This window comes from Actinotalea sp., from assembly GCF_035443605.1.
Classification (GTDB): Bacteria; Actinomycetota; Actinomycetes; order Actinomycetales; family Cellulomonadaceae; genus Actinotalea.
Genome location: NZ_DAORSQ010000037.1, coordinates 1 through 25036, shown reverse-complemented (window position 1 = coordinate 25036; position 25036 = coordinate 1). Strand labels below are relative to the sequence as shown.

Below are 25036 nucleotides of genomic sequence, written 5' to 3'. Positions count from 1 at the left end.
GTGAAATCGTCGAGCGCCGAAGCGGCGAAGTCGACACGCGCCGGATCTCCCGGCCCAGCGCCTGCGGGAGCCGGAGCTTGATGAACTGCCAGGCACCCTGGTTGGCCGGCTCCTCCTGGACCCACACCAGCTCGGCGTCGCCGTGCGGGGCGAGGGCCTCGGCCGCGGCCTCCCGGTCGAGCGGGTAGAGCTGCTCGAACCGCACGATCGCCGTGCGCGTGTCCCCCTGGGCGGTGCGCTGCGCGAGCAGGTCGTAGTAGATCTTGCCCGTGCACAGCAGCACGCGGTCCACGGCGGCGGGGTCGGGCAGCGTGCCGTCGGGGATGACCGTCCGGAACGTGCCGGACGTGAAGTCCTCCACCGACGACGCCGCGGCCTTGAGCCGCAGCATCGACTTGGGGGTGGCGACGATGAGCGGGCGGCGCGGGCGGCTGTACGCCTGGCGGCGCAGGAGGTGGAAGTACGACGCGGGCGTGCTGGGCATCGCGACGGTCATGTTGTTCTCGGCGGACAGCTGGAGGAACCGCTCGATCCGCGCCGAGGAGTGGTCGGGCCCCTGGCCCTCGAAGCCGTGCGGCAGGAGCAGGACGACGGAGGACCGCTGGCCCCACTTCTGCTCGGCGGACGAGACGAACTCGTCCATGATCGTCTGACCGCCGTTGACGAAGTCGCCGAACTGCGCCTCCCAGAGCACCAGGGCGTCGGGCCGCTCGACGGAGTAGCCGTACTCGAAGCCCATGGCGGCGAACTCCGAGAGCGCCGAGTCGTAGACCCAGAACTTGGCCTGGTCGGCCGAGAGGTAGACCAGGGGGGTCCACTCGGCGCCGGTCACACGGTCGTGCAGCACGGCATGGCGCTGGACGAACGTGCCGCGCCGCGAGTCCTGGCCGGACAGCCGCACCGGCGTGCCCTCGATCAGCAGCGAGCCGAAGGCCAGCAGCTCGCCGTAGCCCCAGTCGATCCCGCCCTCGCGCGACATCTGCTCGCGCTTCTCGAGCAGCTGCTGGAGCTTGGGGTGCACCGTGAACCCGGCCGGCGGGCGCACGTGCGCCCGGCCGATCCTGGCGAGGACCTCGGGGTCCACAGCGGTGCGCCAACCGACCATGACCCCCGCGTCCTCGAGCTGGGACTCCGGACGCTCGAGGCCGGCGATCGGCTCGCTCGCCGGCGGTGGGGTGTAGGCGCCCTCGCGGGTCTCGGTGAACACGCGCTCCAGCTGGGCCTGGTAGTCCTGGAGCACCTGGGCGGCCTCGTCGACGGTGATGTCGCCCCGGCTGACGAGACCCTCGGTGTAGAGCTTGCGCGCCGAGCGCTTCGCCTCGATGAGGTTGTACATCAACGGCTGGGTCATCGAGGGGTCGTCGCCCTCGTTGTGGCCCCGGCGCCGGTAGCAGATCATGTCGATGACGACGTCGCGGTCGAACTGCTCGCGGAACTCGAACGCCAGCTCCGCCACCCGGACGCACGCCTCCGGGTCGTCCCCGTTGACGTGGAAGATCGGCATCTGCAAGCCCTTGGCCACGTCCGTGCAGTAGTGCGTCGAGCGCGACGACGACGGGCCGGTGGTGAACCCCACCTGGTTGTTGACGATGACGTGCACCGTGCCGCCCGTGCGGTACCCGCGCAGCTGCGACAGGTTGAGGGTCTCGACGACCACGCCCTGCCCGGCGAACGCGGCATCGCCGTGGATGAGGATGGGCAGCACCGAGAACCCGTCCCCGCCGAGGTCGATCCGGTCCTGCTTCGCGCGGACGATGCCCTCGAGCACCGGGTCGACGGCCTCGAGGTGCGAGGGGTTGGCCGCGAGGTACACCTGGGTGGTCGCGCCGGACTCGGACGTGAACAGGCCCTCGGTGCCCAGGTGGTACTTGACGTCGCCCGAGCCCTGCACGGAGCGCGGGTCCTGGTTGCCCTCGAACTCGGCGAAGATCTGCCCGTAGCTCTTGCCCGCGATGTTGGCCAGCACGTTGAGCCGGCCGCGGTGCGACATGCCGATGCAGACCTCGTCGAGGCCGCTGTCCGCGGCGCGCGACAGGATCGCGTCGAGCAGCGGGATGAGCGACTCGCCACCCTCGAGCGAGAACCGCTTCTGCCCGACGAACTTGGTCTGCAGGAAGGACTCGAACGCCTCGGCGGCGTTGAGGCGGCGCAGCACGCGCAGCTGGTCCTCGCGCGGCGTGCGGGCGTACCCGGACTCCAGGCGCTCCTGGAGCCAGCGGCGCTGGCGAGGGTCCTGCAGGTGCATGTACTCGGCACCGACGGTGCGGCAGTAGGAGTCGCGCAGCAGGCCGAGGATGTCGCGCAGGGTCGCCTTGGGCTTGCCGGTGAACCCCGCGGTGGGGAACACCCGGTCGAGGTCCCACAGGGTCAGGCCGTGGTTCTGCAGGTCCAGGTCGGGGTGCCGGCGCTGGCGGTAGGCCAGGGGGTCCGTCTCGGCCATGAAGTGGCCGCGCGAGCGGTAGGAGTGGATGAGCTCGGCGATCCGTGCGGGCTTGGCGAGCTCGGTGTCCGTGTCGACCGTGTTGTCGCGCACCCAGCGCACGGGCTCGTAGGGCACCCGCAGGGACGCGAACACCCGGTCGTAGAACCCGCCCTCGCCGAGCAGCTTGGCGCTGACGATCCGCAGGAAGTCGCCCGACTGGGCGCCCTGGATGATCCGGTGGTCGTACGTCGAGGTCAGGGTGAGCACCTTGGAGATGCCGAGCCTGGCCAGCTGCTCGTCGGAGGCACCCTGGAACTCCGCCGGGTAGTCCATCGCGCCGACGCCGATGATGGTGCCCTGCCCGGCCATGAGCCGCGGCACCGAGTGGACCGTGCCGATGGTGCCCGGGTTGGTCAGCGACACGGTGGTCCCGGCGAAGTCGTCCGCCGTGAGCTTGCCGTTGCGGGCCTTGCGCACGACGTCCTCGTACGCGGCGACGAACTGCCCGAAGTCGAGCGTGTCGGCGGACTTGATGCACGGCACGAGGAGCTGGCGCGAGCCGTCCGGCTTGGCGAGGTCGATCGCCAGGCCCAGGTGGACGACCCCGGGACGCACGACGCCCGGCTTCCCGTCGACGAGCGTGTACGCCGAGTTCATCGCGGGCACGTCGGCCAACGCCTCGACGATGGCATAGCCGATGAGGTGCGTGTAGGAGACCTTGCCGCCGCGGCTGCGCGCGAGGTGCTGGTTGATCACGGTGCGGTTGTCGACCATGAGCTTGCCGGGCACCGCGCGCACCGACGTGGCGGTCGGGACCTCGAGGCTGGCCTCCATGTTGGTCACCACCCGGGCAGCCGGGCCGCGCAGTCGCTCGACGGAGGCCTCGGGCCGCGCCCACGGGTGGTCGAGCCGCGACGCGGGCACCTGGGCGTAGGGCGCCGTGGCGGGGGTGGCTGCGGCGACGGGGATGCTCGCGGTGGGCGTGCCGGGCACCTCGGGGGTGGCAGACGGCGCCGTCGCGGCGGCGGGTGCGTGAGGCGGCGCCGCGACCGGGCCGGCGGCGGCCGGCGCCGTGGCGGCGCTCGCGACGGGTGCGGCGGGTGCGGCGGGCGGGGCCGCGGGCAGCGTGCCGGTGGTCGTCCGGCCGGCGAGGCCGCGCGGGCGGTAGTCCTCGAAGAAGTCCCACCACGCCGGGTCGACCGTGGTCCGGTCCGTCAGGTACTGCTCGTACAGCTCGTCGACGAGCCACTGGTTGGCTCCGAACGCCGCACGCACGGCGTTGTGCTCGGACTTCTGGGACACGCGAGGATCGACCTCTTCCACCCCGGACCAAAGGCCGTTGTCACGGCCAGAATCTTCACCGCCACCCTAGGCCACCGGCGCCGGGTCGCGCGCCGTGGCCTCGCCCCACGGACGGTCGGGCCGGTCGGTCAGGAGACGTCGCGGCGCCAGGTGGTCAGGCGCCCGATGCCGGCCAGGACCAGCCCGTAGCCGACCAGGACCAGCAGGCCCTGCCACCACGGCAGCAGCTCGGCGATCCCGGTCGAGGAGTACAGGCTCCCGCCGGTGATGGCCTCGCCGGCCGCCCCGGGCAACCAGGGAGCGATCCCGGAGGTCTGGTCGAAGGCGCCGAGGAGCAGCCGCAGCAGGGGCTCGACGAACTGCGTGAACGCGAGCAGCGAGACGATCGCCGCCACCTGGTGGGTGAGCACGGAGCCGAAGCCGACCCCGACCATGCACCAGACCGCGAGGGCCAGCACCGACAGGCCGAGGGTGCGCAGCATCGCGGGGTCCGTCAGCAGCGTGTCGCGACCGCGCAGCGCGAGGACCGGGGCCCCGCCCGCGACGGTCGCCAGGGTGCCGACCAGCCCGAAGGCCAGCCCGACCGGGAGGCTGGCGACGAGCTTTGCCACGAGCACCAGGCCGCGCCGCGGCTCGGCGAGGAAGGTCGGGGTGATCGTCATGTGGCGGAACTCGCCGGTGACCGACATCGCCCCGATGATCACCGGGAAGACGTATCCCAGCGACGGGGCGAGCGTGTAGACGGCCAGCGCCACGGCGTTGTCGTCGAGCAGCAGTCCGGGTGCGTCGGGCGACCCGAAGCCGCCGGACGCCCCGTCGACCGTGAAGGAGAAGGCCATCACGGCGCCGAGGAAGGCCATGTACAGGGCCATGACGATGAGCAGCACCCACCACAGCCGGGTCGTGACGAGCTTGCGGTACTCCGTACGCAGTGCGGCGTTCACGCGACGACCGCCTGTCCGTTGGTCAGCTGGAGGAAGACGTCCTCGAGGCCCGTCTCCTGCGTGGTGAGCTCGTGCAGCTCCAGGCCGGCGGCGAAGGCCGCGGCACCGACGGCCGACGCATCGACGTCCCGCAGCACCACCCGGTCGGGGCGTGCGTCGTCCGGTGGTTCGACGGCGCCGGGCCAGCTGTCGGCGACGAGCCGCTGCAGCCCGGCGACGTCGGGCGAGGCGACCCGCACGGTCCGTCCGGCCAGGGTCGCGAGGGCGGCGAGGGTCGAGGAGTGGACCAGCCGGCCGTCGGCGACGATGACGACGTCGTCGACGGTCTGCTGGACCTCGGACAGCACGTGGCTGGAGACCAGGACGGTGCGGCCCTCCGACGCGAGGTGGCGCAGGAAGCCGCGCAGCCACGCGATGCCCTCGGGATCCAGCCCGTTGGCCGGCTCGTCGAGGACGAGGACCCGGGGGTCGCCCAGCAGCGTCGTGGCAAGACCGAGGCGCTGACGCATGCCGAGGGAGAAGCCGCCGACCCGCCGACCGGCCGCGGCGCCGAGCCCGACGAGGGCGAGCACCTCGTCGCACCGCCCGTCCGGCACGCCGACCTGCGGGGCGTAGACCCGCAGGTGGTCGCGGGCGGTGCGGCCGGGGTGGAAGCTCGCTGCCTCGAGCGCCGCGCCGACGACGCGCGCCGGTCGGTCGAGCTCGCGGTAGGTCAGCCCACCGATGGTCGCGCTGCCCGCACCGGGCACGACGAGCCCGAGCAGCATCCGCAGCGTGGTCGTCTTGCCCGCGCCGTTGGGGCCGAGGAAGCCGGTCACCCGCCCGGGCTGGACGGTGAAGCTGAGGTCGTCGACGGCCTGCACGCTGCCGAACCGCTTGGACACGTGCTCGATCCGCACGGTCCCGTCGGCCGGGGTCCCCCTGCCGGGCCGCGCGCCGCGTCGCGTCGTGGTGGTGGTCGAGGAGGGCGTCGTGGTCACGGAGCCACGCTAGCCACCGCGGCGGGCGGCCGGGGCCGGTCCACCGGCAGGGTGACCCGCATCACGCAGCCGGTCGGTGCGTCGGCCACCTCGACCTGCCCGCCGTGCAGGCTCACCGCCCACCGGACGATCGCGAGCCCGAGCCCGGTGCCGCCCGTGCTCAGCTGTCCGGTCTGGCTCGGCGCGTTGCCGCGGCTGAAGCGCTCGAAGACGCGGCGCCGGTCCGCCGCCGCGATGCCGGGGCCGTCGTCGACGACGTCCAGGACCACCGAGTCGCCCTGACGGCGGGCCACGAGCCGGACCACGCCGCCCACGGGTGAGTGCCGCAGCGCGTTGTGCAGCAGGTTGGCGACCACCTGGTGCAGCCGCTCCGCGTCTGCCGGGACGGTGAGGCCGGGCGGGTCCACCCGGACCTGGACCTCGATGCGCCGGTCGAACGCGATCATGTCGGCCGAGGTGACGGCCTCGGCGAGGAACGCAGCGAGCGGCACCTCGGTGATGTCGAGCCCCACGGCACCGGCCTCGAGGCGAGACAGGTCCAGCAGGTAGGTGACGAGGCGGCCGAGCCGCTCGGTCTGCGCCAGGGCCGCCTCGAGGGTGGCCGGGTCGGCGGGGGAGACGCCGTCGACCATGTTCTCCAGCTGGGCACGCAGCGCCGCGACGGGGGTGCGGAGCTCGTGCGAGACGTTGGCGACCATCTCGCGGCGCAGCGCGTCGGCCTGCTCGAGGTCCTCGGCCATCGTGTTGAACGCCTCGCCGAGCTGGCCCACCTCGTCGTGGCTCGTGGCGCGCACGCGCTGGGAGTAGTCCCCGGCCGCCATGGCGCGCGCCGCGGAGGTCATCTCGCGCAGCGGCGACGTCATCCCGCGGGCCAGCACCTGGACGGCGACCACGGACAGCAGGATCGCCAGGGGCAGCGTGCGGCTGGGACCGAGGTGGTTGTACAGCCCGAGCCAGGTGACGAACGCCGCGAGGGTGACGGTCGCGGTGACGAGGACGCCGAGCTTGATCTTGATGGACGACAGCCGGTCGAGCGGGCGGACGTCGGGGAACCGCGGGTGCAGGGCGTGCCGGGGCGTGCTCACTCAGCCCTCGGCAGGCTCGAAGGCGTAGCCCACCCCGTGCACGGTGCGGATGAGGTCGGCGCCGAGCTTGCGGCGCAGCGCCTTGACGTGCGAGTCCACGGTGCGCGTGCCGCTCGCGTCGATCCAGTCCCAGACCTCGGCGAGCAGCCGTTCGCGGGTCAGCACGGTGCGCGGGTTGAGCGCGAGCGTGACGAGCAGGTCGAACTCGGTGGGCGTGAGGTGCACGGGCTCGCCCGCGCGCGAGACGCGGCGCTGCCCGCGGTCGATCGACACGTCGCCCAGCGTGATCGCGGGGTCCGCCGGCGCCGTGCCGGCGAGCTGGACGGAGCGCTCGACGCGGCGCAGCAGGGCCTTGGTCCGCGCGAGCAGCTCACGCATGGAGAAGGGCTTGGTCATGTAGTCGTCCGCCCCGACGCCGAGGCCCACGAGCATGTCCGTCTCGTCGTCGCGCGCGGTGAGCATGATCACCGGGACGGGGCGCTCGGCCTGCACGCGCCGGCAGACCTCCAGCCCGTCGATCCCCGGCAGCATGACGTCGAGCACGATGACGTCGGGTCGCAGGCGGGCGGCCGCGGCCACGGCGGCAAGGCCGTCCGCCGCGATCTCCACCTGCCAGCCCTCGGCCCGCATGCGGTGGGCGATCGCCGTCGCGATCGCCGGCTCGTCCTCGACCACGAGGACCTGGACCTGTGCGGGGGGCGCGGGCTCGCCGAGCGCCGGGCCGCCGGGGGTGGTCACCATGAGCCCAGCGTGGCACACGCCGTTATGCTCGCCCCACGATGAGACACCGCTGGCCCGCACGATGACGACCGACTGGTGGATGGTCGTGCTCGGCGTGGTCCTCACCGCCGGCACCGCGGTGTTCGTCGCCGCCGAGTTCGCCCTCGTCACCCTGGATCCCGGACTCGTCGAGCGTCAGGTGGCGAGCCGCCCGGGGGACCGGCGGGCGCAGTCGGTGCGGCGCGCGCTCGCAGAGCTGTCCACCCAGCTGTCCGGTGCCCAGGTGGGCATCACGGTGACGACCATCCTCCTCGGGTACACGACCCAGCCGGCCCTGGCGAACCTGCTCGCCGGCCCGCTGGGCAGCACGCCGCTGTCGCGCGCCGCCGCCGCCGGAACGGCGACCGTGCTCGCGCTCGTGCTCGTCAACGGCTTCTCGATGCTCTTCGGCGAGCTGGTGCCGAAGAACCTCGCCCTGAGCAGCCCGATGCCCACCGCACGGGCCGTCGCACCGCTGCAGCGCGGCTTCACGCTCGCGCTGCGCCCCGTCATCACCATGCTCAACGGCAGCGCCAACGCTCTGCTGCGAAGGTTCGGCGTCGAGCCGCGCGAGGAGCTGTCGGGCGGCCGCTCGGCGACGGAGCTCGTCGCCCTCGTCCGCCGCTCGGCCGAGATCGGCACGCTGGACCGCGGGACCGCGACGCTGCTCACCAACTCCATCGAGCTCGACACGCTCACCGCCGCCGACGTCATGACGGACCGGACGCGGCTCGAGGTGGTGCGGCGGGACGACTCCGCGGCCGACGTGCTGGCGCTGGCGCGCCGCACGGGGCACTCGCGCTTCCCGGTCATCGACACGTCGCACGACGACGTCGTCGGGCTGGTCCACCTGCGGCGCGCCATCGCGGTGCCGTACGAGCGGCGCGCCGAGGTGCCGGCCGCCGCACTCATGGACGAGGCGCCCCGGGTCCCGGAGACCGTGCGGCTGGGCCCGCTGCTCGTCGAGCTGCGCGAGTACGGCATGCAGATGGCGATGGTCGTCGACGAGTACGGCGGCACGGCCGGTGTGGTGACCCTCGAGGACGTCATCGAGGAGCTCGTGGGGGAGGTCGCCGACGAGCACGACCTGCGCCGGGCCGGCGCGCGCCGGGCGGCCGACGGCACGTGGACCGTGCCGGGTCTGCTGCGCCCCGACGAGCTCGCCGAGCAGACACGCCTGGTGGTGCCGGACGACGGCGCGTACGAGACCCTCGGCGGTCTGGTCATGGCCCTGCTCGGGCGCGTCCCACGGCAGGGGGACCTGGTCCGCGTGGCCGACGTCGAGCTGCGTGTCGAGGCGATGGACGGGCGTCGCATCGACCGGCTGCGCGTGCGCGCGCTGCCCGAGGAGGTGGCCCCATGAGCACCGGCACCGCCATCGGGCTCGGGATCCTCCTGCTCGCCGCCAACGCCTTCTTCGTCGGCGCGGAGTTCGCCATCATCTCCGCGCGGCGCAGCGCCGTGGAGCCGCTCGCCGAGGCGGGATCGCGCCGTGCGCGGATCGTGCTGTGGGCGATGGAGCACGTCTCGCTCATGCTCGCGTGCGCCCAGCTCGGCATCACCGTGTGCTCGACATCGCTCGGCGTGGTCGCCGAGCCGGCGATCGCGCACGTCATCGAGGGACCGCTGCTGGCCGCGGGCCTGCCGGAGGGCGCGGTGCACCCGGTGGCCTTCGTGCTCGCGCTCGCGCTCGTGGTCTACCTGCACGTCGTGCTCGGCGAGATGGTGCCGAAGAACCTCGCGGTCTCCGACCCCGACCGCGCCGTGCTGTGGTTCGGCCCGCCGCTGGTCTGGGTGGCCCGCGTGGTCAGCCCCGTCATCACCGCGCTCAACTGGATCGCCAACCACCTGCTGCGCCAGCTCGGGGTCGAGCCCAAGGACGAGGTCGCGTCGGCGTTCACCGCCCAGGAGGTCCAGTCGATCGTCGAGCGGTCGCAGGCCGAGGGTCTCCTCGACGACTCGCAGGGGCTGCTCGCCGGTGCGATCGAGTTCTCCGACCGCACGGCCCAGGAGGTCATGGTCGCGATCGAGCGGCTGGTCGCCCTTCCGGTGGGCTGCACGGTCGCCGACGTCGAGCGGCTCGTGGCACGGACGGGCTTCAGCCGGTTCCCGGTGGTCGACCCGGACGGGGTGCCGGTGGGCTACCTGCACCTCAAGGACGTGCTCTACGCCGGGCCCCAGGACCGTGACCTGCCCGTGCCGGCCTGGCGCGTGCGCGCCCTGGCGCAGGTGCACCCGCAGGACGAGGTCGAGGCCGCGCTGGCGGCGATGCAGCGCACCGGCACGCACCTGGCCCGCGTCGTGGCGGCGGTCGAGGGGCCCGTGCAGGTGCTGGGCGTGGTGTTCCTCGAGGACATCCTCGAGGAGCTCGTGGGTGAGGTCAGGGACGCGATGCAACGGGGTCAGCTGTGACGTATCCGACGTTTCCGCCCTTGGCGCACGGCAGGGCACCCGTTATCCTTTCGTAATCACCCCATCGGTGGCCGGCTGATCCCCCCGATCCTCAGCCCCGTCGCAGGAGTGCGCTCCCACGGCGACGCGGTCCGGGGTGGAGCACGGTCTGGTTCGGCCCGCGCGAGCGGCAACTCACGGAGGTCTGGTGCAGTCTCGTTCCTCGAACGTGGAGCCTGACGCCGCTCAGCCGACCTCCCGCAGGGCCGCCCGGCAGACGACCTCCCGTCGTCGCACGTGGCGGCCGGCACCAGCGTCGATGACCCACCTGGCCCCGCGCGCGGCCATCCTCCTGGCCCTCGTCACCGCGACCGTCGTCGTGCCGCTCGTCGGCGGCCAGGACGCACCCGCGGTGGCCGCCACGGTCGGGGCCCCGGCCGCGGGGTACCCGTCGGCGGTCGACGTGCTCGCCGTGGGCGGCGCCGCGACCACGCCGACGTCCCTGCTCGCGGCCGTCCCCGGTGCCGTGCGCACGGCGGACACCGTCAGCCGCAGCCTGGTCCGCAGCCCCCTGCCCGACTGCGACGGCGCGACGCAGCTCGACGCCCCCAACGGCCAGATCGCCACGTCCGACCTGTGCACGCTGTGGGACGGGACGCAGATGCTGCGCGGCGACGCCGCCCTGGCGATCTCCGAGCTCAACGACAGCTTCTCCGTCGTCTTCGGCCGCGACCTGTGCATCACGGACTCGTACCGCACGCTCGCCGAGCAGCGGCGCCTCGCGTACACGAAGCCGGGCCTCGCGGCGACGCCGGGGACGTCCAACCACGGCTGGGGCCTCGCGGTCGACCTGTGCGGTGTCGAGACCAACTCGCAGGCCGTCCAGGACTGGCTCCGGGCCAACGGCCCGGTCTTCGGCTGGGACAACCCGCAGTGGGCCCGGGCCGGCGGCTCGGGCGCCTACGAGCCGTGGCACTGGGAGTACGTGCCGGGCACGACGGCCCAGGGCACCAACTGGGACACGCACTGACGCCTGGCGTCTGACGCCTGCCGTCTGGCGGCCCGCCCCGCCGACGGCCAGGGCCGCCGGACTCACAGCAGCGCGGCGCCCCAGGTGACCTCGTGCGTGGCGCCCGGCTCGAGCCGGATCAGCCGCTCGCCGGTCCGGAAGGCGTCCGCGATGCAGCTCATCGGCTCGGCGGCCAGGCCCGTGCGCCGCCAGTCCACGGCCCCGAGGTGGTTGCCGCTGCACACCTGCCAGGTGTCCATCGACTCGTCCATCCAGACGGCGGCCGTCCGGCCGTCCGGGCCGTTCAGGTGCATCCAGGACAGACCGTCAGCGTCCCGCAGCACGTCGACGTAGGCGTCGTCGAGGTCGAGGCCGCGCAGCGAGCGCGGCGCACGCAGGTCGAAGTCGCCCTCGGCCGGCGCCGTGCCCACGGGCAGCAGCCGCTCGTCGACGAGGACGCGCGTGCGCGCGTCGAGCCGCACCGTGCACTCGTCCAGCGACGCGTCGCCGGGGGAGAGCCACGGGTGGAAGCCGATCCCGTACGGCGCCACGTGCTCGCCGAGGTTGGTCGCCGACGCCTGGACGTGCAGGCCCGCGGCGGTGAGGCGGTACGTCACGCGCAGCAGGAGGTCGAAGGGGTAGCCGCCGCTCGGTGAGGTCCGCACCTCGAGGGTGGTGGCCTGGCCGGTCGCGTGCGCCGTGTCCTCGACCGGCGCCACGGTCCAGCGCTGCCACATCACGAGCCCGTGCAGCGCGGTCGCCAGCGCGGGCTCGGACAGGTCGAGCTGGCGCTCGACGCCCTCGAACGTGTAGCGGCCGTCGCGGATCCGGTTGGGCCACGGCGCCAGCACGGCACCGTGACCGGCGGGCGCGGGCACGTCGGCAGGGAACGGGGTGAAGACGTCGCGACCGCCGACGGCGTACCGGCGTACCTTCGCGCCGACGTCGGTGATCGTCGCCTGCTGGTCGTCCAGGACCAGCTCGATCTGGTGGCCGGACAGGGGTGCTGGGGCGTGGCTCGTCACCTGGCCACCGTATCCGCCGGACGCCCGACGGGACGCACCGAAGGGCCCAGGTCGTCCGTGGCGCGGCGCCCTGCACGCCGTGACGCCGCAGGCTCAGCCGGCGTCGCCGAGCCCCGCGATGACGCCGTCGATCTGGCCGGCGAGCTCGTCGAGCACACCCCTGAGGCTCTCCGGCACGCCCTCGGTCGCCGCAGCGAGGGCGGCCTTGGCCTCCGTGAGTGCCGCGCGGGCCTCGTCGACCGCCTCCGGGGTCGCGCCGTCCTGGACGGCGGCGCGCGCCTGCGCCAGGGCCTCCTCCGCCTGCGTCGCGGCGCCCTGCACCGCGGTGCGGGCCGCCTCGTCGAGGCCGGCCGCGTCCTGCACCGCGCCCTGGAGGTCGTCGAGCGAACCGCGGGCGTCGTCGACGCCCTGCTGGACCTGCTCGCCGATCCGGTCGAGATCGACCGGTACGGCGTCGCAGCCGGCCAGCACGGCGGTCAGGGCGAGTGCGGCGGTCAGGGTGAGGGCCGCGGTCACGGCGAGGGTCGGGCGGGTCCGCATGGTGCACTCCTCGGGTCGGTCCCCCTAGTGTGCCCGCCCTGCGGCGCGCCCGAGCCGTAGGTGCCCGGACACAGGTGCCCGGACACAGGTGTGCCCCGCTCGCGCGACCGAGCGGGGCACACCCGTGCGTCAGGACGCGGAGTCAGCCTCCTGGGCGGGCTCCTCCGCGGCTCCTGCCGCCGTGCGCCGGGAGCGCACGTCCTGCAGCGACGTCCCGTAGTACGCCGCGGTCATGAGGTCCTTCATGTCGTCCAGCATCGGCATCCGCGGGTTGGCGGGCGCGCACTGGTCCTCGTACGACCGCATGGCGAGGTCGTCGAGCTTGCCGATGAAGGCCTGCTCGGAGACACCCTGCGCGGCGAACGAGCGGGGGATGCCCACGCGGTCGCGCAGCTCCTCCACGGCACGGGCGTAGGACTCGACGCCCTCCTCCGGGGTGCTCGCCGCCAGACCGAGGGTCTTGGCGATCTCCTGGAAGCGCTCGGGGGCGACGTAGTGCTCGTACTTGGGCCAGCTGTTGAACTTCGTGGGGATGGTGCCGTTGTACCGGATGACGTGCGGCAGCAGCGTCGCGTTGGTCCGGCCGTGCACCAGGTGGAAGTTCGAGCCGATCGTGTGCGCCATGGCGTGCACGATCCCCAGGAACGCGTTGCCGAAGGCCATGCCGGCGATCGTGCCCGCGTTGTGCATCTTCTCGCGGGCCTCGACCGCCGCGCCGCCGCCGACGACCGACGCCTCGAGGTTGGCGAAGATGAGGCGGATCGCCTGCAGCGCCATGCCGTCGGTGAAGTCGTTGGCGTAGACGGAGACGTAGGCCTCGGTGGCGTGCGTCAGGGCGTCGAAGCCGGAGTCGGCCGCGAGGGACGCGGGCATCTTGCCGGTCAGCGCCGGGTCGATGATCGCGACGGTCGGGGTCAGCGCGTAGTCGGCGAGCGGGTACTTGACGCCCGTCTTCTGGTCGGTGATGACCGCGAACGGCGTGACCTCGGCGCCCGTGCCCGAGGTGGTCGGGATGCAGACGAGCTGCGCCTTCTCACCGAGCGTCGGGAACTTGAACGCACGCTTGCGGACGTCGAAGAACTTCTCGCGCATGTCGGCGAAGACGATCTCCGGGTGCTCGTACCGCAGCCACATGACCTTGGCGGCGTCCATCGGCGAGCCACCGCCGAGGGCGATGATCGTGTCCGGGCCGAACTCGCGCATCTGCTCGGCACCCTTGTCGACCGAGGCGATGGTCGGCTCGGGCTCGACGTTGTCGATGATCTGCAGCGAGATCTTCTCGGGCCGGCGGGCCAGCACGTCCAGGATCCGGTCGACGAACCCGAGCTTGGTCATCGTCGCGTCGGTGACGATCGTCACGCGGTGGATGTCGGCCATGTCCGCGAGGTAGCGGATGGCGTTCGGCTCGAAGTACGTCTTGGCCGGGACCTTGAACCACTGGAGGTTGTTGTTGCGACGACCGATCCGCTTGATGTTCACCAGGTTGACCGCCGAGACGTTGTTCGAGACCGAGTTGCGGCCGTGCGAGCCGCAGCCGAGGGTCAGGGACGGGATGAACGAGTTGTAGATGTCGCCGATGCCGCCGTGCGAGCTGGGCGAGTTCCAGATGATGCGGGTGGCCTTGACCCGGGCGCCGAACTCCTCGACGAGCTTCTCGTCGAGGGAGTGGATCGCCGCGGAGTGACCCAGCCCGTCGAACTCGACCATCTGCTCGGCCAGCTTGATGCCGTGCTCGGTGCTCTCGGCGCGCAGGATCGCCAGCACGGGGGCCAGCTTCTCGCGGGTCAGCGGCTCGGACGGGCCGACCTCGGACACCTCTGCCATGAGGATCGAGGCGTCGGCCGGGATGGTGAAGCCGGCCTTCTCGGCGATCCACTGCGGGCTCTGGCCCACCACGGAGGCGTTGAGCTTGGCGCCGGCGCAGTTCGCGTCCCGGGCCTCGACGCCGAAGATGAGCCGCTCGAGCTTGGCCTTCTCCTCCGGGGTGCAGAGGTAGGCGTGCAGGCGGGAGAACTCGGCCATCGCCTCGTCGTAGATCTCGGTGTCGATGATCGCTGCCTGCTCCGACGCGCAGACCATGCCCATGTCGAAGCACTTGGACATGACGATGTCGTTGACGGCCCGCTTGAGCTTGGCCGACTTCTCGATGTAGGCGGGCACGTTGCCGGCGCCGACGCCGAGCGCCGGCTTGCCGCACGAGTAGGCGGCCTTGACCATCGCGTTGCCGCCGGTGGCCAGGATGAGCGCCACCCCCGGGTGGTTCATCAGCGCGTTGGTGTTGTCCATCGAGGGCTCGGTGACCCACTGGATGCAGTGCTCGGGGGCGCCGGCGGCGACGGCCGCGTCGCGCACGATCTTCGCGGCCGCGATCGAGCACTCCTGGGCCGAGGGGTGGAACGCGAAGATGATGGGGTTGCGGGTCTTCAGCGCGATGAGCGACTTGAAGATCGCGGTCGAGGTCGGGTTGGTGACCGGGACCATCGCGCAGATGACCCCGACCGGCTCGGCGATCTCGACGATGCCCTTGAGGTCGTCGCGCGAGATGATGCCGACGGTCTTGAGCTCCGCCATGGAGTTCGTCACGTGCTCGCACGCGAAGATGTTCTTCACGGCCTTGTCCTCGAACGTCCCGCGGCGGGTCTCCTCGACCGCGAGCTTGGCCAGCTGGCCGTGCTGGTTGAGTGCCGCGACCGACGCCTTCTTGACGATGTGGTCGATGTCGGCCTGGGTGAACGATGCGTAGGCGGCCAGGGCCTTGGTGGCTCCGGCGACGAGGGCGTCGATCGGCGAGGCGGGCACGGCCGGTGCGTCGATGACGTCGTCTGCGGCCTTGCTTCGTGCTGCGCGTGTGCTCACGGGCATCTCCCGGTTCTTCTGGACAGGTGGAGGATCGCCGTTGACCCGGTGTTGACGCTAGGTCGCCATCACCGAAAAATCGTGTGCCAAAGGTCCTTGGGAGTCTGGCACGGGGACCTTCGGCTGTCCCGGGTCCGGGCGAAGACTGGCACTCGACGCGCGAGAGTGCTAACACTGGTGGTGTAGCCGCCCGCCGGGCCCACCGGGCTCCGGACGGGGCGAACCGTGCCCCGGAGGGTCCGGGGCACCTCGTGAGGAGGTGGACCGCGATGGCTACCCGCTTCGACCCCTTTGCCAGCAGCGCCCGCTGGATGGACGACCTGCTCGGCCCGATGCGTGAGACGGCCATGGCCCAGGTGCCGGCGATGCCGATGGACCTGTACCGGGTCGGCGACCACTACGTCGCGCACGTCGACCTGCCCGGGGTGGATCCCGGCAGCATCGACGTCGGCGTGGAGGACCGCACCCTGACGCTGCGCGCCCAGCGCACCGCCCAGCCCGACGGCGAGCTCCAGTGGCTCGTCCGTGAGCGGCCCACCGGCACGTACGTGCGTCAGCTCACGCTCGGCCGCGGCCTGGCGCTGGACGCCATCGAGGCCCGCTACGCCGACGGCGTGCTCACGCTGACGATCCCGGTCGCCGAGGAGGCCAGGCCCCGGCGGATCGAGATCACGCACGCCGGGACGCCGACGGCCATCACCGGCGGCTGACGCCTGCCGGGCCCCGCGGCGCGCACGACGGGCGCCACCCCTGCGGGGGCGGCGCCCGTCGTCGCGTCAGGCCTCGGCGAGCGCCGCGGCGATCCGTCGCCCGGCCGCCACGACGAGCGGTCGTGGCATCGCCAGCGTCAGCCGCGCGAAGCCGAGCCCCACCCGGCCGCACCGGATCCCGTCGACCACCTCGACCCCGGCATGCTCGGCGAGCCACCGGCCCACGGGCAGGTCGTGGCCCGCGAGCGCAGCTCGCAGGTCCAGCCACGCGAGGTAGGTGCCCTCCGGCGGGGTGTACCGGACCGCCGGGGCGTGCTCGGCGAGCACGTCGGCCAGCGCCGTGGCGTTGCCAGCCAGGTAGTCCAGGACGCCGTCCAGCCACGGGCCACCCTCGCGGTAGGCGGCGGCGTTGGCGAGCACCCCGGGCGTCGACGCGCCGTGCGTGGCGAGGAAGGACACGGGCTCGAACGTCGCGGCGTCGGCCTCGTTGGACACGATGAGCTGGGCGCACTTGAGGCCGGGGATGTTCCACGCCTTGGAGGCGGAGGTCGCGGTGATCGTGTGCGCCGCGGTCGCCGCCGACACCGAGGCGTAGGGCACGTGCCGGTGCCCGGTGTGGACCAGGGGGGCGTGGATCTCGTCGGCGAACACCCGGGCGCCGTGCCGCTCGACGACGGCGCCGAGCGCGGCCAGCTCGTCGCGGGTGTGCACGCGGCCCGTCGGGTTGTGCGGGTTGACGAGGGTCACGAGGCCGCCGCCCGCCCCGAGCGCCGCGTCGATGGCCTCGAGGTCCAGGACGGGGCGTCCGCCGTCGGTGGTCATGGGGACCTGGACCACGTCGCGACCCCACTGCCGCGGGACGGTGAGGAAGGGCATGTAGGCGGGGGTGGGCACCACGACGGCGGAGCCCGGCCGCGAGAAGTGCTCGACGGCCACGTGCAGCGCCTCGAGCACGTCCGCCACGGGGTGCACCCAGCGGGCGGGCACGTCCCAGCCGTACCGTTGGTGGTGCCAGTCGGCGCAGGCCTGGGCCATGGCAGCGCGTGGCGCGGGCGGCAGGTAGCCCGTCAGGCCGTCGGTGACGGCCGCGACCGCAGCAGCGGTCACCGCCGGCGCGGTGCCGAGGTCGGACTCGGCAACCCACGCGGCGATCTCGGTGGTCACGGCCGTCCACTTGAGGCTGCCGCGCGCCCGCAGGTCGGCGGGGGTGAGCGCCTCGAGGCTGCGGGGGTCGAACGGCACGAGGGCGGGCGGTGACATCCCTCGACGGTACGCGAGCCGGGACACAGGGGACGGTTGGTACGAGTGGGTGAAAACGATACGCATCGACCGAGGTCCTTTGCGCAGATGTCCGGATTGTGTAACCCTGTCCTTGTCAACGACAAGGGCAAACCCATCGCGAGGTGGGGACGCAAAGCCATCGGGACCCACGTGGTCGGCCGGGCCAACCGAAAGACAGGACGCGCAGATGTCGCCTCACACCCTCACCCCCGGCCCCGTGCGTGACGCGCGCGGCAGCCTGCTGACCCCCTCCGAGGTCGCCAGCATGTTCCGCGTCGACCCCAAGACGGTCACGCGCTGGGCCAAGGCCGGCAAGCTCTCGGCCATCCGCACGCTCGGCGGGCACCGCCGCTACAGCGAGGCCGAGGTCCGCAGCCTGCTCGCCGGCGTCCCGGCGCCGCGCGGCCTGGCGGACTGACCGCCCCACGATCGACCCGTACGGCCCGTCGGCTCCGGCCGGCGGGCCGTCGCCGTTCCCGGGGTGCCCGACGGCGACGCTCGCCGGCCGGACCGGCCGCTGTGCCCCTCGGACGGCATGCCTCGGACGGCATGCCTCGGACGGCATGCCCCTCGGACGGCATGCACGTCGGTCGGCAGGCCCTCAGACGGTCGGGGCCGTCACGATCCGCACGCCCTGCTCGGCTGAGCGGATGATCGCGTGCGCCAGCTCCAGGGCGCGCCGTCCGGCCCGCGCGTGCACGGGCGGCGCCTCCCCGGCGCGCAGGGCCGCCAGCACGGCGTCGACGTGCCGGTCGAACGTCCGGTGGAAGCCGCGCGCCTCGTCGTCGAAGTACCCGGCCTGCCACACCCGGGCGGTCTCGTCACCCGCGAGCGACAGGCTGAACCGCCGCACGGTGTCCTCCACGACCACCCTGCCCAGCGTGCCGTTGACCTCGAGCCGGTGCGTGTCCGGGTAGGCGTACGACGAGTCGTAGGTGCCGAGCAGCGTGCCGACCCCGCCGCCCGCGAGCTCGAACGCGACGGCGACCGTCGTGAACGTGCCCGGCCGCGTCCCGTCGTACATCTGGGCCATCACGGAGGTGATCGGTCCGCAGAGGTGCTCGATCATGTCGAGCCCGTGCACCTGGGTCTCGATGAGGTTGCCGTGCGGGGACGTGCCCCAGTTGGGCTCGCCGCCGAACCGCCAGGTGACGAAGACGACGTCGCCGAGGGTGCCGTCGGCGATCGCGCGGTGCGCCAGCTGCACGGGCTCGGCGTAGCGGTGGTTGAGGTTGATGGAGAAGAACGTGCCGCGCTCCGACGCCGCGGCGAGCAGGGCGTCGGCCTCGGTCAGGTCGAAGACCAGCGGCTTCTCGACCAGCAGCGCCACCCCGGTGCCGAGCAGGTGCATCGTCGGGGCGAAGTGCGCCTCGTTGGGCAGGCACACGGTGACGAGGTCGGGCTGCTCCGTCGCGAGCATCGCGTCGACGTCCGTGTAAGGCGTCGCGCCGTAGGCGTGGGCGCGCGCCTCGGTACGCCCGGGGTCGCGCCCGGCGACGGCGCACAGCGTGGTGTCCTGGCGCTGGGCGAACAGGCGCGCGTGCTGCTCGCCCCAGGCGCCGGTGCCGACGACGGCGACCTTGAGCTGCTGCGCGTCCATGGGGGCGTCCTTCCGGGAGGGGCGGGTCGGGGCGTCCCGCCGGACCGGGGGGACACCCAGCACTCTCGCACGGTCGCGGGCGGGCGCTAGCGTTGCGGTGTCGCGAGGGGGCGAGATGGTGCCGGGGGCTGCGGTCGTCAGGGGCTGGGTGGCGCCAGCGGTGCGCCGGGTGCGACGCGAGGTGCAGTGGCGGCGGGCGGGGGACCTGCGGCTCTCCCGCGGCCCGCTCGACGGCCACGAGCACGCGGTGGCGGAGCACGCGACGCCCCTCGTGCGGGACCTGGCCGGGCTGGACCCCGTGCTGCAGCGTGGCAAGGCGGTCAACCTCGGCCTGGCCGCGGCGCGGCTCGACGGGCTGCTGGTGCGGCCGGGGCAGACGCTCTCGTTCTGGAAGCACGTGGGTGCGCCCACCCGCCGGCGCGGCTTCCGCGACGGGCTGGTGCTCGACCACGGCCGGCTGTCCCGGGGGGTGGGCGGCGGCATGTGCCAGGCGACGAACCTCCTCTACTGGATGACGCTGCACACGCCGCTGACGGTCACCGAGCGCTGGCGGCACAGCTACGACGTGTTCCCCGACGCCGGCCGCACGCAGCCGTTCGGCAGCGGCGCCACGTGCGCGTGGCCCGTCCTGGACCTGCAGGTGCGCAACGGGACGACGGCGACCTTCCGCCTCGACCTTCGGGTGACGGCGACGCACCTGGAGGGACGCTGGACGGCCGACGCCCCGGTGCCCTGGACGTACGAGCTCTACGAGGCGCACCACGTCATCACCCACGACGCCCCCGGGGTCTTCCTGCGGCACAACGTCGTGCGACGCCGGGTGCGGGACGCCGACGGGGTCGAGGTGGGCGACGAGCTGGTGGCCGCGAACCAGGCCCTCCTGATGTACCAGCCGTTCCTCGAGGCAGGCCGCTAGCGTGGCGCCATGCGGGTGGGGCACGTCACGACATGGCTGGTCATCGGCGCGTTCGTGGCCGGGTGCGGTGCTCAGACAGGTTCGCCGGGTGAACAGGCCCGGCTGGCCTGCGCGACGGCAGGGACAGTGCCAGTGATCGGTAGATCCGGCCAGGACTCCTCCTCCTTCAGCCCTGGCGTGGCTGCCGAGTGGGTCGACATCCTCCGGGGGGCCGCCGACACGGCTGCCGCGGCCGACCACGAGTACGACGGCCTGGCGCACGACCTGTCGGTCGTCCGGGACGACATGGCCGACGTCCGCGACGCGCTGGCCGCCGACAGCGCCATCGTCGGTGACGACCTGACCGCGATCGAGGGCGACATCGCGGCGCTCGTCGAGGCATGCCGGCGGATCGACGCCTCAGGCTGAAGAACTCCCGCGGGTGGGCACGGGGCGCGCGCTTCCCGCACGGGGTCGAGTGGCGCGACCACGCTGATGGCTGCGCTCAACCGGTCCGATCGACGGTCATCCCGTGTCGGATGGCCGCGTGGAGGGCCTCGGCGTCGATGCCGTCGAGGCGCCTGAACCTGATGCAGTACCCCGTGACGCTGGCTCTGCCGATCGAGGGGCCGTAGGTGCGCGCCAGGAAGGTCTTGTCGTCGAGACCGAGCACGTACACCGAGATGCCGGTGGTGTTCGCGCTGAGGCCGATGCGGTAGAAGTCCCGCGACGACCCGTCGGCGTAGTGGATGGTGGAGACGCCATAGCCGATGCTGGGGTTGGCCACGACCTTGCCACCCTCGTTGGTGCCGTCGTGGAACCACAGCCTGCACCCGGGGAACTCCGCCAGCATGCGCGCGTGAACCTGCCGCAGGTCGGCCTGCTTGGGCTCGGGTTGACGGTCGAGGTAGGCCTCGAGCAGCTCGTGGATGTCCATCGGGACAGACGCTAGCAACGGAGACGCTGGCCGAGGTCACAGCGGGCCGAGGGGTGCGGGGCGTGGCTGAGGCGGCGAGACCCCTCGCCCGCGTCCGCGTGCCGAGGACGTCAGGCGCGTTCGATGGCTGCTGTCACGAAGGGTGCGATCGCTGGGAGCCGGGCGGCCTCACCGAGGTGAACCCACCGGGCCAGATCGGTGGACCCGTCGCGTTCGTCGCGAAGGCTGCCGCCGACGACGCTGACGGGATAGCACAGCCGCACCGAGTGCAGCCGTTGGGTCTTCGACGGGATGGCCACCACGTCGCTGAAGACCGCGCACGGTCCATCGATCCGCACCGCCAACCCGGTCTCTTCGCCGAACTCCCGCGCGACCGTGTCCGCCGGGTGCTCACCGTGGTCGACGCCGCCTCCCGGCAGGGACCATGCCCCCGCGAAGTGCGACGTGGCGCTGGCCCTCACCAGCAGGACGCGGTCCTCGTCGATGGCCACGCCGTAGGCCGCGACTCTCTGAACCTCGGTGTGGTCGCTCATGACGGGAGCCTTGCACAGGCCGCCGTGCGAACGGTCGGCGTCACCGGGCGCCCACCGTGCAGCGGGCAGTCCGGCGTGGTGGTCGTCCGGAGGCTCAGGCCACGCCCTCGGCGGCGAGCGCGTCGGTGAGCAGCCCCACCAGGGCGTCGAGCTGCACGTCCGTGGACGAGGTGACGTCCTCGTCCCGCGCCCCGTCCAGCGCCCGGGCGGCCAGCCCCGACTTGCTGTCGATCAGCTCGGCGATCTTGGCGTCGATGGTCTGTGCCGCGATGATCCGCCACGCGGTGACGGGCTCGGCCTGGCCGATCCGGTGGATCCGGTCGATGGCCTGGGTCTGCTCGGCGTCGGTCCAGGACAGCTCGGCCAGCACCATGTTCGAGGCGACCTGGAGGTTCAGCCCCACGCCCGCCGCCATGAGGGAGCACACCACGATCGACACGTCAGGGTCGTTGACGAACGCGGCGATGTTCTTCTCGCGCACCGTGCGCGTCTGGTCGCCGCGGATCGAGGCGTAGCGGATGCCGCGATCGGCGAAGGTCTGCTCTGCCTGATCCATCACGTCGACGTGCTTGGCGAAGAACACCACCTTGCCGACGCTGCGGGCGAGCTGCGCGGCGTAGTCGGCGGCCGGACCGGCCTTGGCCTGGCCGATCCGGCGGACCATCGTGAACACGTTCTCGCCACCGGTCTGCGAGCTCGAGTCCTTGAGCTCCGCCGCCGCCACCCGGCGAGCGAGCTCATGGTCGACACCGTCCACCACGCCGCCGCCGGTGCGAAATTCCACGGCGGACCGGTAGCGACCGACCAGCCGGCGGGCGAGCGCGGCCTCGGCGGCACGGATCGAGCGGCCGGCCGCGCCGTCGAGCTCGACCGGCAGGTCCGCCACCCGGCGGGCGGGGATGTCGGCGACCACGTCGACCTTGCGGCGGCGCACGATGCCCATGTCGATCACGCTGGCCCGCGCGGCCGCGGAGAACCCCGGGTCGGCCGGGGTGAGCCCGGTGTCCTCGAGGGCGGTCTGCAGCGCGCCGAGCGGCTTCGTGTCGTCGATCCAGCCGAGGAACTGCCAGATCGCCCGGAAGTCCTCGATGTCGTTGATCAGCGGGGTGCCGGTGAGCGCCATCAGCAGCGGCCGGGCGGCGCGCTCGCGGATCCGCTCGGAGAGCGCGAGGACGTGCTGGGAGCGCTGGGAGCCCTTGTTCTTGATGAAGTGCGCCTCGTCGACGACCATGCCGCGGAAGCCGAGGTCGCCGAGCCAGCCGACGTGCCGGTCCAGGAGCTCGTAGTTCACGATCACGATGTCCGCGAACCCGTCGACCCGGTCGCCGTCGCCGTGGACCACCGTGGACCGCCGCTGCGGCGTCCACAGGCCGACCTCGTGCGCCCAGTTCGTCTTCACCACGTTGGGCACCACGACCAGCAGCGGGTAGGCGTCGGCCACCTGGGCGGCGAGCAGCGCCTGGGCGGTCTTGCCGAGCCCGGGCTCGTCGGCGAGCAGGAACGTGCGATGGCCGCGGGCCGTGGCCGCGACGACCTGGGCCTGGTGCGGCATCAGCTCCCGGCCGTGGGGAACGGGCACGGAGCGGGCCTCGGGCAGCGCCATGCAGGCGGGAGCGCCGGTGGCGGCGTGCTCGAAGGACCGGAAGAGCGGCTCGAGCAGCTCCCACCCGGCAAGTCGGCGCGCCCGCGTGGCGATCCGTGCGGCCGCGGCCTCGAAGTCCGGAGCGAGGAACGGGTTCGCGAGCTGGCGCGAGACCACCGACCGGGGCACCACCTGGGTCTCGGCGCCGGGCGCCGGTGCGGCCGGCGCGGCGGGTGCTGGCTCCTCGGGCGGCTCCAGCCCGCCGGCGCGCATCAGGGTCGCCTTGAAGGCTCGCGCGGCGTCGGAGACCCTGGCGTCCTCGGCGAGCAGCTCGAGCAGCGAGGTGTCGCGGGCAGCGGTCCTGGCCAGCAGGGTCGCCACCCCGTCGAGGCGCTTGAGCTGGTTGGCGCGCCGCGACTCGGTCGGGCCACCGTCGGCCATCACCCGGGCGCGCTCCTCGCGCACGAGAAGCGCCACGACCTGGAACTTCGTGCGCACCACCGGACGCGTCGGCGGTCGCTGCACGGCGTTGTCGACCTCGCGGGCCACCTCGGCGAGCACCGGGATGATCCCCTGCTCGGCGGGACGCGGGGCGCGGCGGCGCTGGGCGCCGACGTCAGGGCGCGCGCCACCGGACCCACGTTGGCCTGGTCGTGCCACATCTCCTCCTTCGCAGCCTCCGCCGCGTCCACCGGCGTGAGCGCCGATCGGACTGCCGCGGTGAGCAGCGGTCCCGTCGGTACGCCTCGGCGAGCAGTCCTCGCACCTCGACGTCGTGGGGGAACGTCGTCCCGCGACCACTCCAACCCCGCACGTGCAGAGCACGCCCGAGCAACGCCTCACCCGGCGAGCGTCGTGGCGACGACGGGCGCTGGTGATCACCCGGCGCCGCTGCTCGCCCCGCTGTGGCCCGCACGTGGCGCGGATCGACGTCTCCGCAGGTCAGACGGTGCCCGCGATAGGATTCGAACCTACGACCTTCTGCTCCGGAGGCAGACGCTCTATCCCCTGAGCTACGCGGGCCGGGGCGGTGCACGAGACTACCAGCCCGCCGGACGCCCCACCGCGCCGTCGTCGTCGGCGCCCGTCAGGATGCGCAGCGGGCCCTCGGCCGCCGTCGGCACCTCGAACCCGTCGATGTACGCCTCCGCCAGCCCGTCCGGGAGCACGAGGTCGTGCGGCCCCGTGTTGCGACGCGACGCGACGCGTCCCAGGGCCACCGCGCGCGGCGTTGCGAGGTAGTACGTCACGGGCGTCACCCCGAGCGGGTCGAGCAGCCGTCGGTACTCGTCGCGTGCGCCCCGCGACCAGAAGGACGAGTCGACGACGACGTCGACGCCGGCGCGCACCAGGGCGACGAGCCGCCCGCGCAGGGTCGCCGCGACCTCCTCGGCGACGGGCCGCGCCAGGGGGTGGGTGCGGTGCCCGCGGCCCCAGGCCTCCTCGTCGAAGGAGAGGCGGGCGAAGCCCTCGCGCTCGAGGCATCGGGCAGCTGTCGACTTTCCCGAGCCCGCCGGGCCGCACAGGAGGACCACCCGGACCGCGCTGGGGCTCGGCCCCGTGGGCGTCGGGCTCGGCCCCATCGGCCTAGTGCAGGTCGCTGCTGATGAGGTCGGACAGGTACCGGTCGATCTCGCGCATCGCGGCGACCGCGTCGCCCTCGGCGATCGCCTCGACCAGGGCGTGGTGCGAGTCGTCGTCGTGCACCGGGTGCTCGAAGTTGAACCGGATGTTGTCGCTGATCGCGTCCTGGAGGTTCTCGTAGAGCGCGAGCAGCACCGGGTTGTGCGCGGCCAGGGCGATGGTGCGGTGCAGGGCGAGGTCGGCCTCGACCATGGTGTCCAGCTGGCCGCCGGCGTAGGCGGCCGAGCGGGCGTCGCGCAGCGCGCGCAGCTCGGCGACCTGCGCCGGGGTGCTGCGCACGGCCGCCAGGCGGGCGGCCTCGACCTCGAGGCTCCGGCGGACCTCCAGCACGTGCCGCTGGTGGGCCCCGGCGATCTGCCTGCCCATCGCGTTGCCGAGCTCGGAGTCCGACAGGACGAAGGTGCCGGAGCCCTGCCGGCGCTCGAGCATGCCGGCGTGGACCAGCGACTGCACGGCCTCGCGGATGGTGTTGCGTCCCACGCCGACGAGCTCGGTCAGCTCGGGTTCGGCGGGGATACGGGTACCGACCGGCCACACGCCG

General features: G+C 73.0%; 22 protein-coding genes, 1 tRNA gene and 1 riboswitch. Of the genes, 7 read left to right on the top strand and 16 right to left on the bottom strand.

The window, feature by feature from the left end:
- The 5 genes from PKY62_RS06065 to PKY62_RS06045 all read right to left on the bottom strand — a co-directional run.
- Positions 1–3724, bottom strand: a 3724-nt coding sequence (locus PKY62_RS06065) for a multifunctional oxoglutarate decarboxylase/oxoglutarate dehydrogenase thiamine pyrophosphate-binding subunit/dihydrolipoyllysine-residue succinyltransferase subunit (RefSeq protein WP_324535810.1), incomplete at its 3' end; no start/stop codon positions are given.
- A 128-nt stretch (positions 3725–3852) separates the two neighbouring features.
- Entirely contained in the window at positions 3853–4668 is an 816-nt protein-coding gene (locus PKY62_RS06060; protein ID WP_324535809.1) for an ABC transporter permease, read from the bottom strand.
- Positions 4665–5648: an ABC transporter ATP-binding protein gene (locus PKY62_RS06055; protein WP_502875801.1), complete on the bottom strand. Its 984-nt coding sequence runs from the start codon at positions 5646–5648 to the stop codon at positions 4665–4667. The genes PKY62_RS06060 and PKY62_RS06055 overlap by 4 nt, the downstream gene beginning before the upstream one ends.
- Positions 5645–6733, bottom strand: a complete 1089-nt coding sequence (locus PKY62_RS06050; RefSeq protein ID WP_324535808.1) for a HAMP domain-containing sensor histidine kinase — start codon at positions 6731–6733, stop codon at positions 5645–5647. The genes PKY62_RS06055 and PKY62_RS06050 overlap by 4 nt, the downstream gene beginning before the upstream one ends.
- The gene (locus tag PKY62_RS06045; protein ID WP_324535807.1) at positions 6734–7474 is read right to left on the bottom strand and encodes a response regulator transcription factor; all 741 of its coding nucleotides are present in this window, start codon (positions 7472–7474) and stop codon (positions 6734–6736) included.
- 61 nt (positions 7475–7535) lie between these two features.
- Here PKY62_RS06045 and PKY62_RS06040 point away from each other — a divergent pair, with 61 nt between their 5' ends.
- From PKY62_RS06040 to PKY62_RS06030, 3 genes are all read left to right on the top strand, one after another.
- Positions 7536–8855 carry a hemolysin family protein gene (locus PKY62_RS06040; RefSeq protein ID WP_324535806.1) on the top strand — a complete coding sequence of 440 codons (1320 nt, stop codon included), beginning with the start codon at positions 7536–7538 and terminating at the stop codon, positions 8853–8855.
- Positions 8852–9904, top strand: a complete 1053-nt coding sequence (locus PKY62_RS06035; protein ID WP_324535805.1) for a hemolysin family protein — start codon at positions 8852–8854, stop codon at positions 9902–9904. Before PKY62_RS06040 ends, PKY62_RS06035 begins: the two co-directional genes overlap by 4 nt.
- Before the next feature lie 298 nt (positions 9905–10202).
- Positions 10203–10913, top strand: coding sequence for a M15 family metallopeptidase (locus PKY62_RS06030; RefSeq protein ID WP_324535804.1), 711 nt, complete (start codon positions 10203–10205; stop codon positions 10911–10913).
- Positions 10914–10975: 62 nt separating this feature from the next.
- Here PKY62_RS06030 and PKY62_RS06025 read toward each other — a convergent pair whose 3' ends face one another.
- The 3 genes from PKY62_RS06025 to adhE all read right to left on the bottom strand — a co-directional run bounded on the left by PKY62_RS06025 (position 10976) and on the right by adhE (position 15313).
- Complete coding sequence (locus tag PKY62_RS06025) at positions 10976–11917, bottom strand: aldose 1-epimerase family protein (protein ID WP_324535803.1); 942 nt, start codon at positions 11915–11917, stop codon at positions 10976–10978.
- A 93-nt stretch (positions 11918–12010) separates the two neighbouring features.
- Complete coding sequence (locus tag PKY62_RS06020) at positions 12011–12457, bottom strand: hypothetical protein (protein ID WP_324535802.1); 447 nt, start codon at positions 12455–12457, stop codon at positions 12011–12013.
- Between the two features lie 129 nt (positions 12458–12586).
- Complete coding sequence (gene adhE, locus PKY62_RS06015) at positions 12587–15313, bottom strand: bifunctional acetaldehyde-CoA/alcohol dehydrogenase (RefSeq protein WP_502875800.1); 2727 nt, start codon at positions 15311–15313, stop codon at positions 12587–12589.
- Between the two features lie 269 nt (positions 15314–15582).
- Between adhE and PKY62_RS06010 the strand changes: the two genes are divergently transcribed.
- Positions 15583–16023: an Hsp20/alpha crystallin family protein gene (locus PKY62_RS06010; RefSeq protein WP_502875799.1), complete on the top strand. Its 441-nt coding sequence runs from the start codon at positions 15583–15585 to the stop codon at positions 16021–16023.
- A gap of 66 nt (positions 16024–16089) precedes the next feature.
- On the opposite strand, the gene PKY62_RS06005 is transcribed toward PKY62_RS06010, so the two are convergent.
- Complete coding sequence (locus PKY62_RS06005; RefSeq protein ID WP_324535800.1) at positions 16090–17283, bottom strand: MalY/PatB family protein; 1194 nt, start codon at positions 17281–17283, stop codon at positions 16090–16092.
- 116 nt (positions 17284–17399) lie between these two features.
- Positions 17400–17475, top strand: a riboswitch (cyclic di-GMP riboswitch).
- A 16-nt stretch (positions 17476–17491) separates the two neighbouring features.
- Here PKY62_RS06005 and PKY62_RS06000 point away from each other — a divergent pair.
- Entirely contained in the window at positions 17492–17722 is a 231-nt protein-coding gene (locus PKY62_RS06000) for a BldC family transcriptional regulator (RefSeq protein WP_324535799.1), read from the top strand.
- Positions 17723–17905: 183 nt separating this feature from the next.
- Here the strand turns inward: PKY62_RS06000 and PKY62_RS05995 are convergent, their stop codons facing one another.
- Positions 17906–18904 (bottom strand): Gfo/Idh/MocA family protein, encoded by a 999-nt coding sequence (locus PKY62_RS05995; protein ID WP_324535798.1) that lies wholly within the window; start codon positions 18902–18904, stop codon positions 17906–17908.
- A 115-nt stretch (positions 18905–19019) separates the two neighbouring features.
- Here PKY62_RS05995 and PKY62_RS05990 point away from each other — a divergent pair, with 115 nt between their 5' ends.
- A complete protein-coding gene (locus tag PKY62_RS05990; RefSeq protein WP_324535797.1) occupies positions 19020–19820 on the top strand; it encodes a VanW family protein in 801 nt (266 codons plus the stop codon).
- 9 nt (positions 19821–19829) lie between these two features.
- On the top strand, positions 19830–20228 hold the full coding sequence (locus tag PKY62_RS05985) for a hypothetical protein (RefSeq protein WP_324535796.1): 399 nt from the start codon (positions 19830–19832) through the stop codon (positions 20226–20228).
- Between the two features lie 76 nt (positions 20229–20304).
- Here the strand turns inward: PKY62_RS05985 and PKY62_RS05980 are convergent, their stop codons facing one another.
- From PKY62_RS05980 to PKY62_RS05955, 6 genes are all read right to left on the bottom strand, one after another.
- Complete coding sequence (locus PKY62_RS05980; protein WP_324535795.1) at positions 20305–20736, bottom strand: DUF1801 domain-containing protein; 432 nt, start codon at positions 20734–20736, stop codon at positions 20305–20307.
- Positions 20737–20846: 110 nt separating this feature from the next.
- Positions 20847–21269, bottom strand: coding sequence for an NUDIX hydrolase (locus PKY62_RS05975; protein WP_324535794.1), 423 nt, complete (start codon positions 21267–21269; stop codon positions 20847–20849).
- Positions 21270–21363: 94 nt separating this feature from the next.
- Positions 21364–23511 carry a DEAD/DEAH box helicase gene (locus PKY62_RS05970; RefSeq protein ID WP_324535793.1) on the bottom strand — a complete coding sequence of 716 codons (2148 nt, stop codon included), beginning with the start codon at positions 23509–23511 and terminating at the stop codon, positions 21364–21366.
- A gap of 290 nt (positions 23512–23801) precedes the next feature.
- Positions 23802–23874, bottom strand: a tRNA-Arg gene (locus tag PKY62_RS05965).
- 17 nt (positions 23875–23891) lie between these two features.
- Complete coding sequence (locus PKY62_RS05960) at positions 23892–24434, bottom strand: P-loop nucleotide/nucleoside kinase family protein (protein ID WP_324535792.1); 543 nt, start codon at positions 24432–24434, stop codon at positions 23892–23894.
- Positions 24435–24438: 4 nt separating this feature from the next.
- Positions 24439–25036, bottom strand: a 598-nt coding sequence (locus PKY62_RS05955) for a FadR/GntR family transcriptional regulator (protein WP_324535791.1), incomplete at its 5' end; no start/stop codon positions are given.

What these genes read in the sequence shown, in the direction of transcription:
- PKY62_RS06045 (WP_324535807.1), bottom strand. Translation starts at nt 7,474, where the DNA reads ATGGTGACCACCCCCGGCGGCCCGGCGCTCGGCGAGCCCGCGCCCCCC.
- PKY62_RS06040 (WP_324535806.1), top strand. Translation starts at nt 7,536, where the DNA reads ATGACGACCGACTGGTGGATGGTCGTGCTCGGCGTGGTCCTCACCGCC.
- PKY62_RS06035 (WP_324535805.1), top strand. Translation starts at nt 8,852, where the DNA reads ATGAGCACCGGCACCGCCATCGGGCTCGGGATCCTCCTGCTCGCCGCC.
- PKY62_RS06030 (WP_324535804.1), top strand. Translation starts at nt 10,203, where the DNA reads ATGACCCACCTGGCCCCGCGCGCGGCCATCCTCCTGGCCCTCGTCACC.
- PKY62_RS06020 (WP_324535802.1), bottom strand. Translation starts at nt 12,457, where the DNA reads ATGCGGACCCGCCCGACCCTCGCCGTGACCGCGGCCCTCACCCTGACC.
- PKY62_RS06010 (WP_502875799.1), top strand. Translation starts at nt 15,583, where the DNA reads ATGGCTACCCGCTTCGACCCCTTTGCCAGCAGCGCCCGCTGGATGGAC.
- PKY62_RS06005 (WP_324535800.1), bottom strand. Translation starts at nt 17,283, where the DNA reads ATGTCACCGCCCGCCCTCGTGCCGTTCGACCCCCGCAGCCTCGAGGCG.
- PKY62_RS06000 (WP_324535799.1), top strand. Translation starts at nt 17,492, where the DNA reads ATGTCGCCTCACACCCTCACCCCCGGCCCCGTGCGTGACGCGCGCGGC.
- PKY62_RS05995 (WP_324535798.1), bottom strand. Translation starts at nt 18,904, where the DNA reads ATGGACGCGCAGCAGCTCAAGGTCGCCGTCGTCGGCACCGGCGCCTGG.
- PKY62_RS05990 (WP_324535797.1), top strand. Translation starts at nt 19,020, where the DNA reads ATGGTGCCGGGGGCTGCGGTCGTCAGGGGCTGGGTGGCGCCAGCGGTG.
- PKY62_RS05985 (WP_324535796.1), top strand. Translation starts at nt 19,830, where the DNA reads ATGCGGGTGGGGCACGTCACGACATGGCTGGTCATCGGCGCGTTCGTG.
- PKY62_RS05980 (WP_324535795.1), bottom strand. Translation starts at nt 20,736, where the DNA reads ATGGACATCCACGAGCTGCTCGAGGCCTACCTCGACCGTCAACCCGAG.
- PKY62_RS05975 (WP_324535794.1), bottom strand. Translation starts at nt 21,269, where the DNA reads ATGAGCGACCACACCGAGGTTCAGAGAGTCGCGGCCTACGGCGTGGCC.
- PKY62_RS05960 (WP_324535792.1), bottom strand. Translation starts at nt 24,434, where the DNA reads ATGGGGCCGAGCCCGACGCCCACGGGGCCGAGCCCCAGCGCGGTCCGG.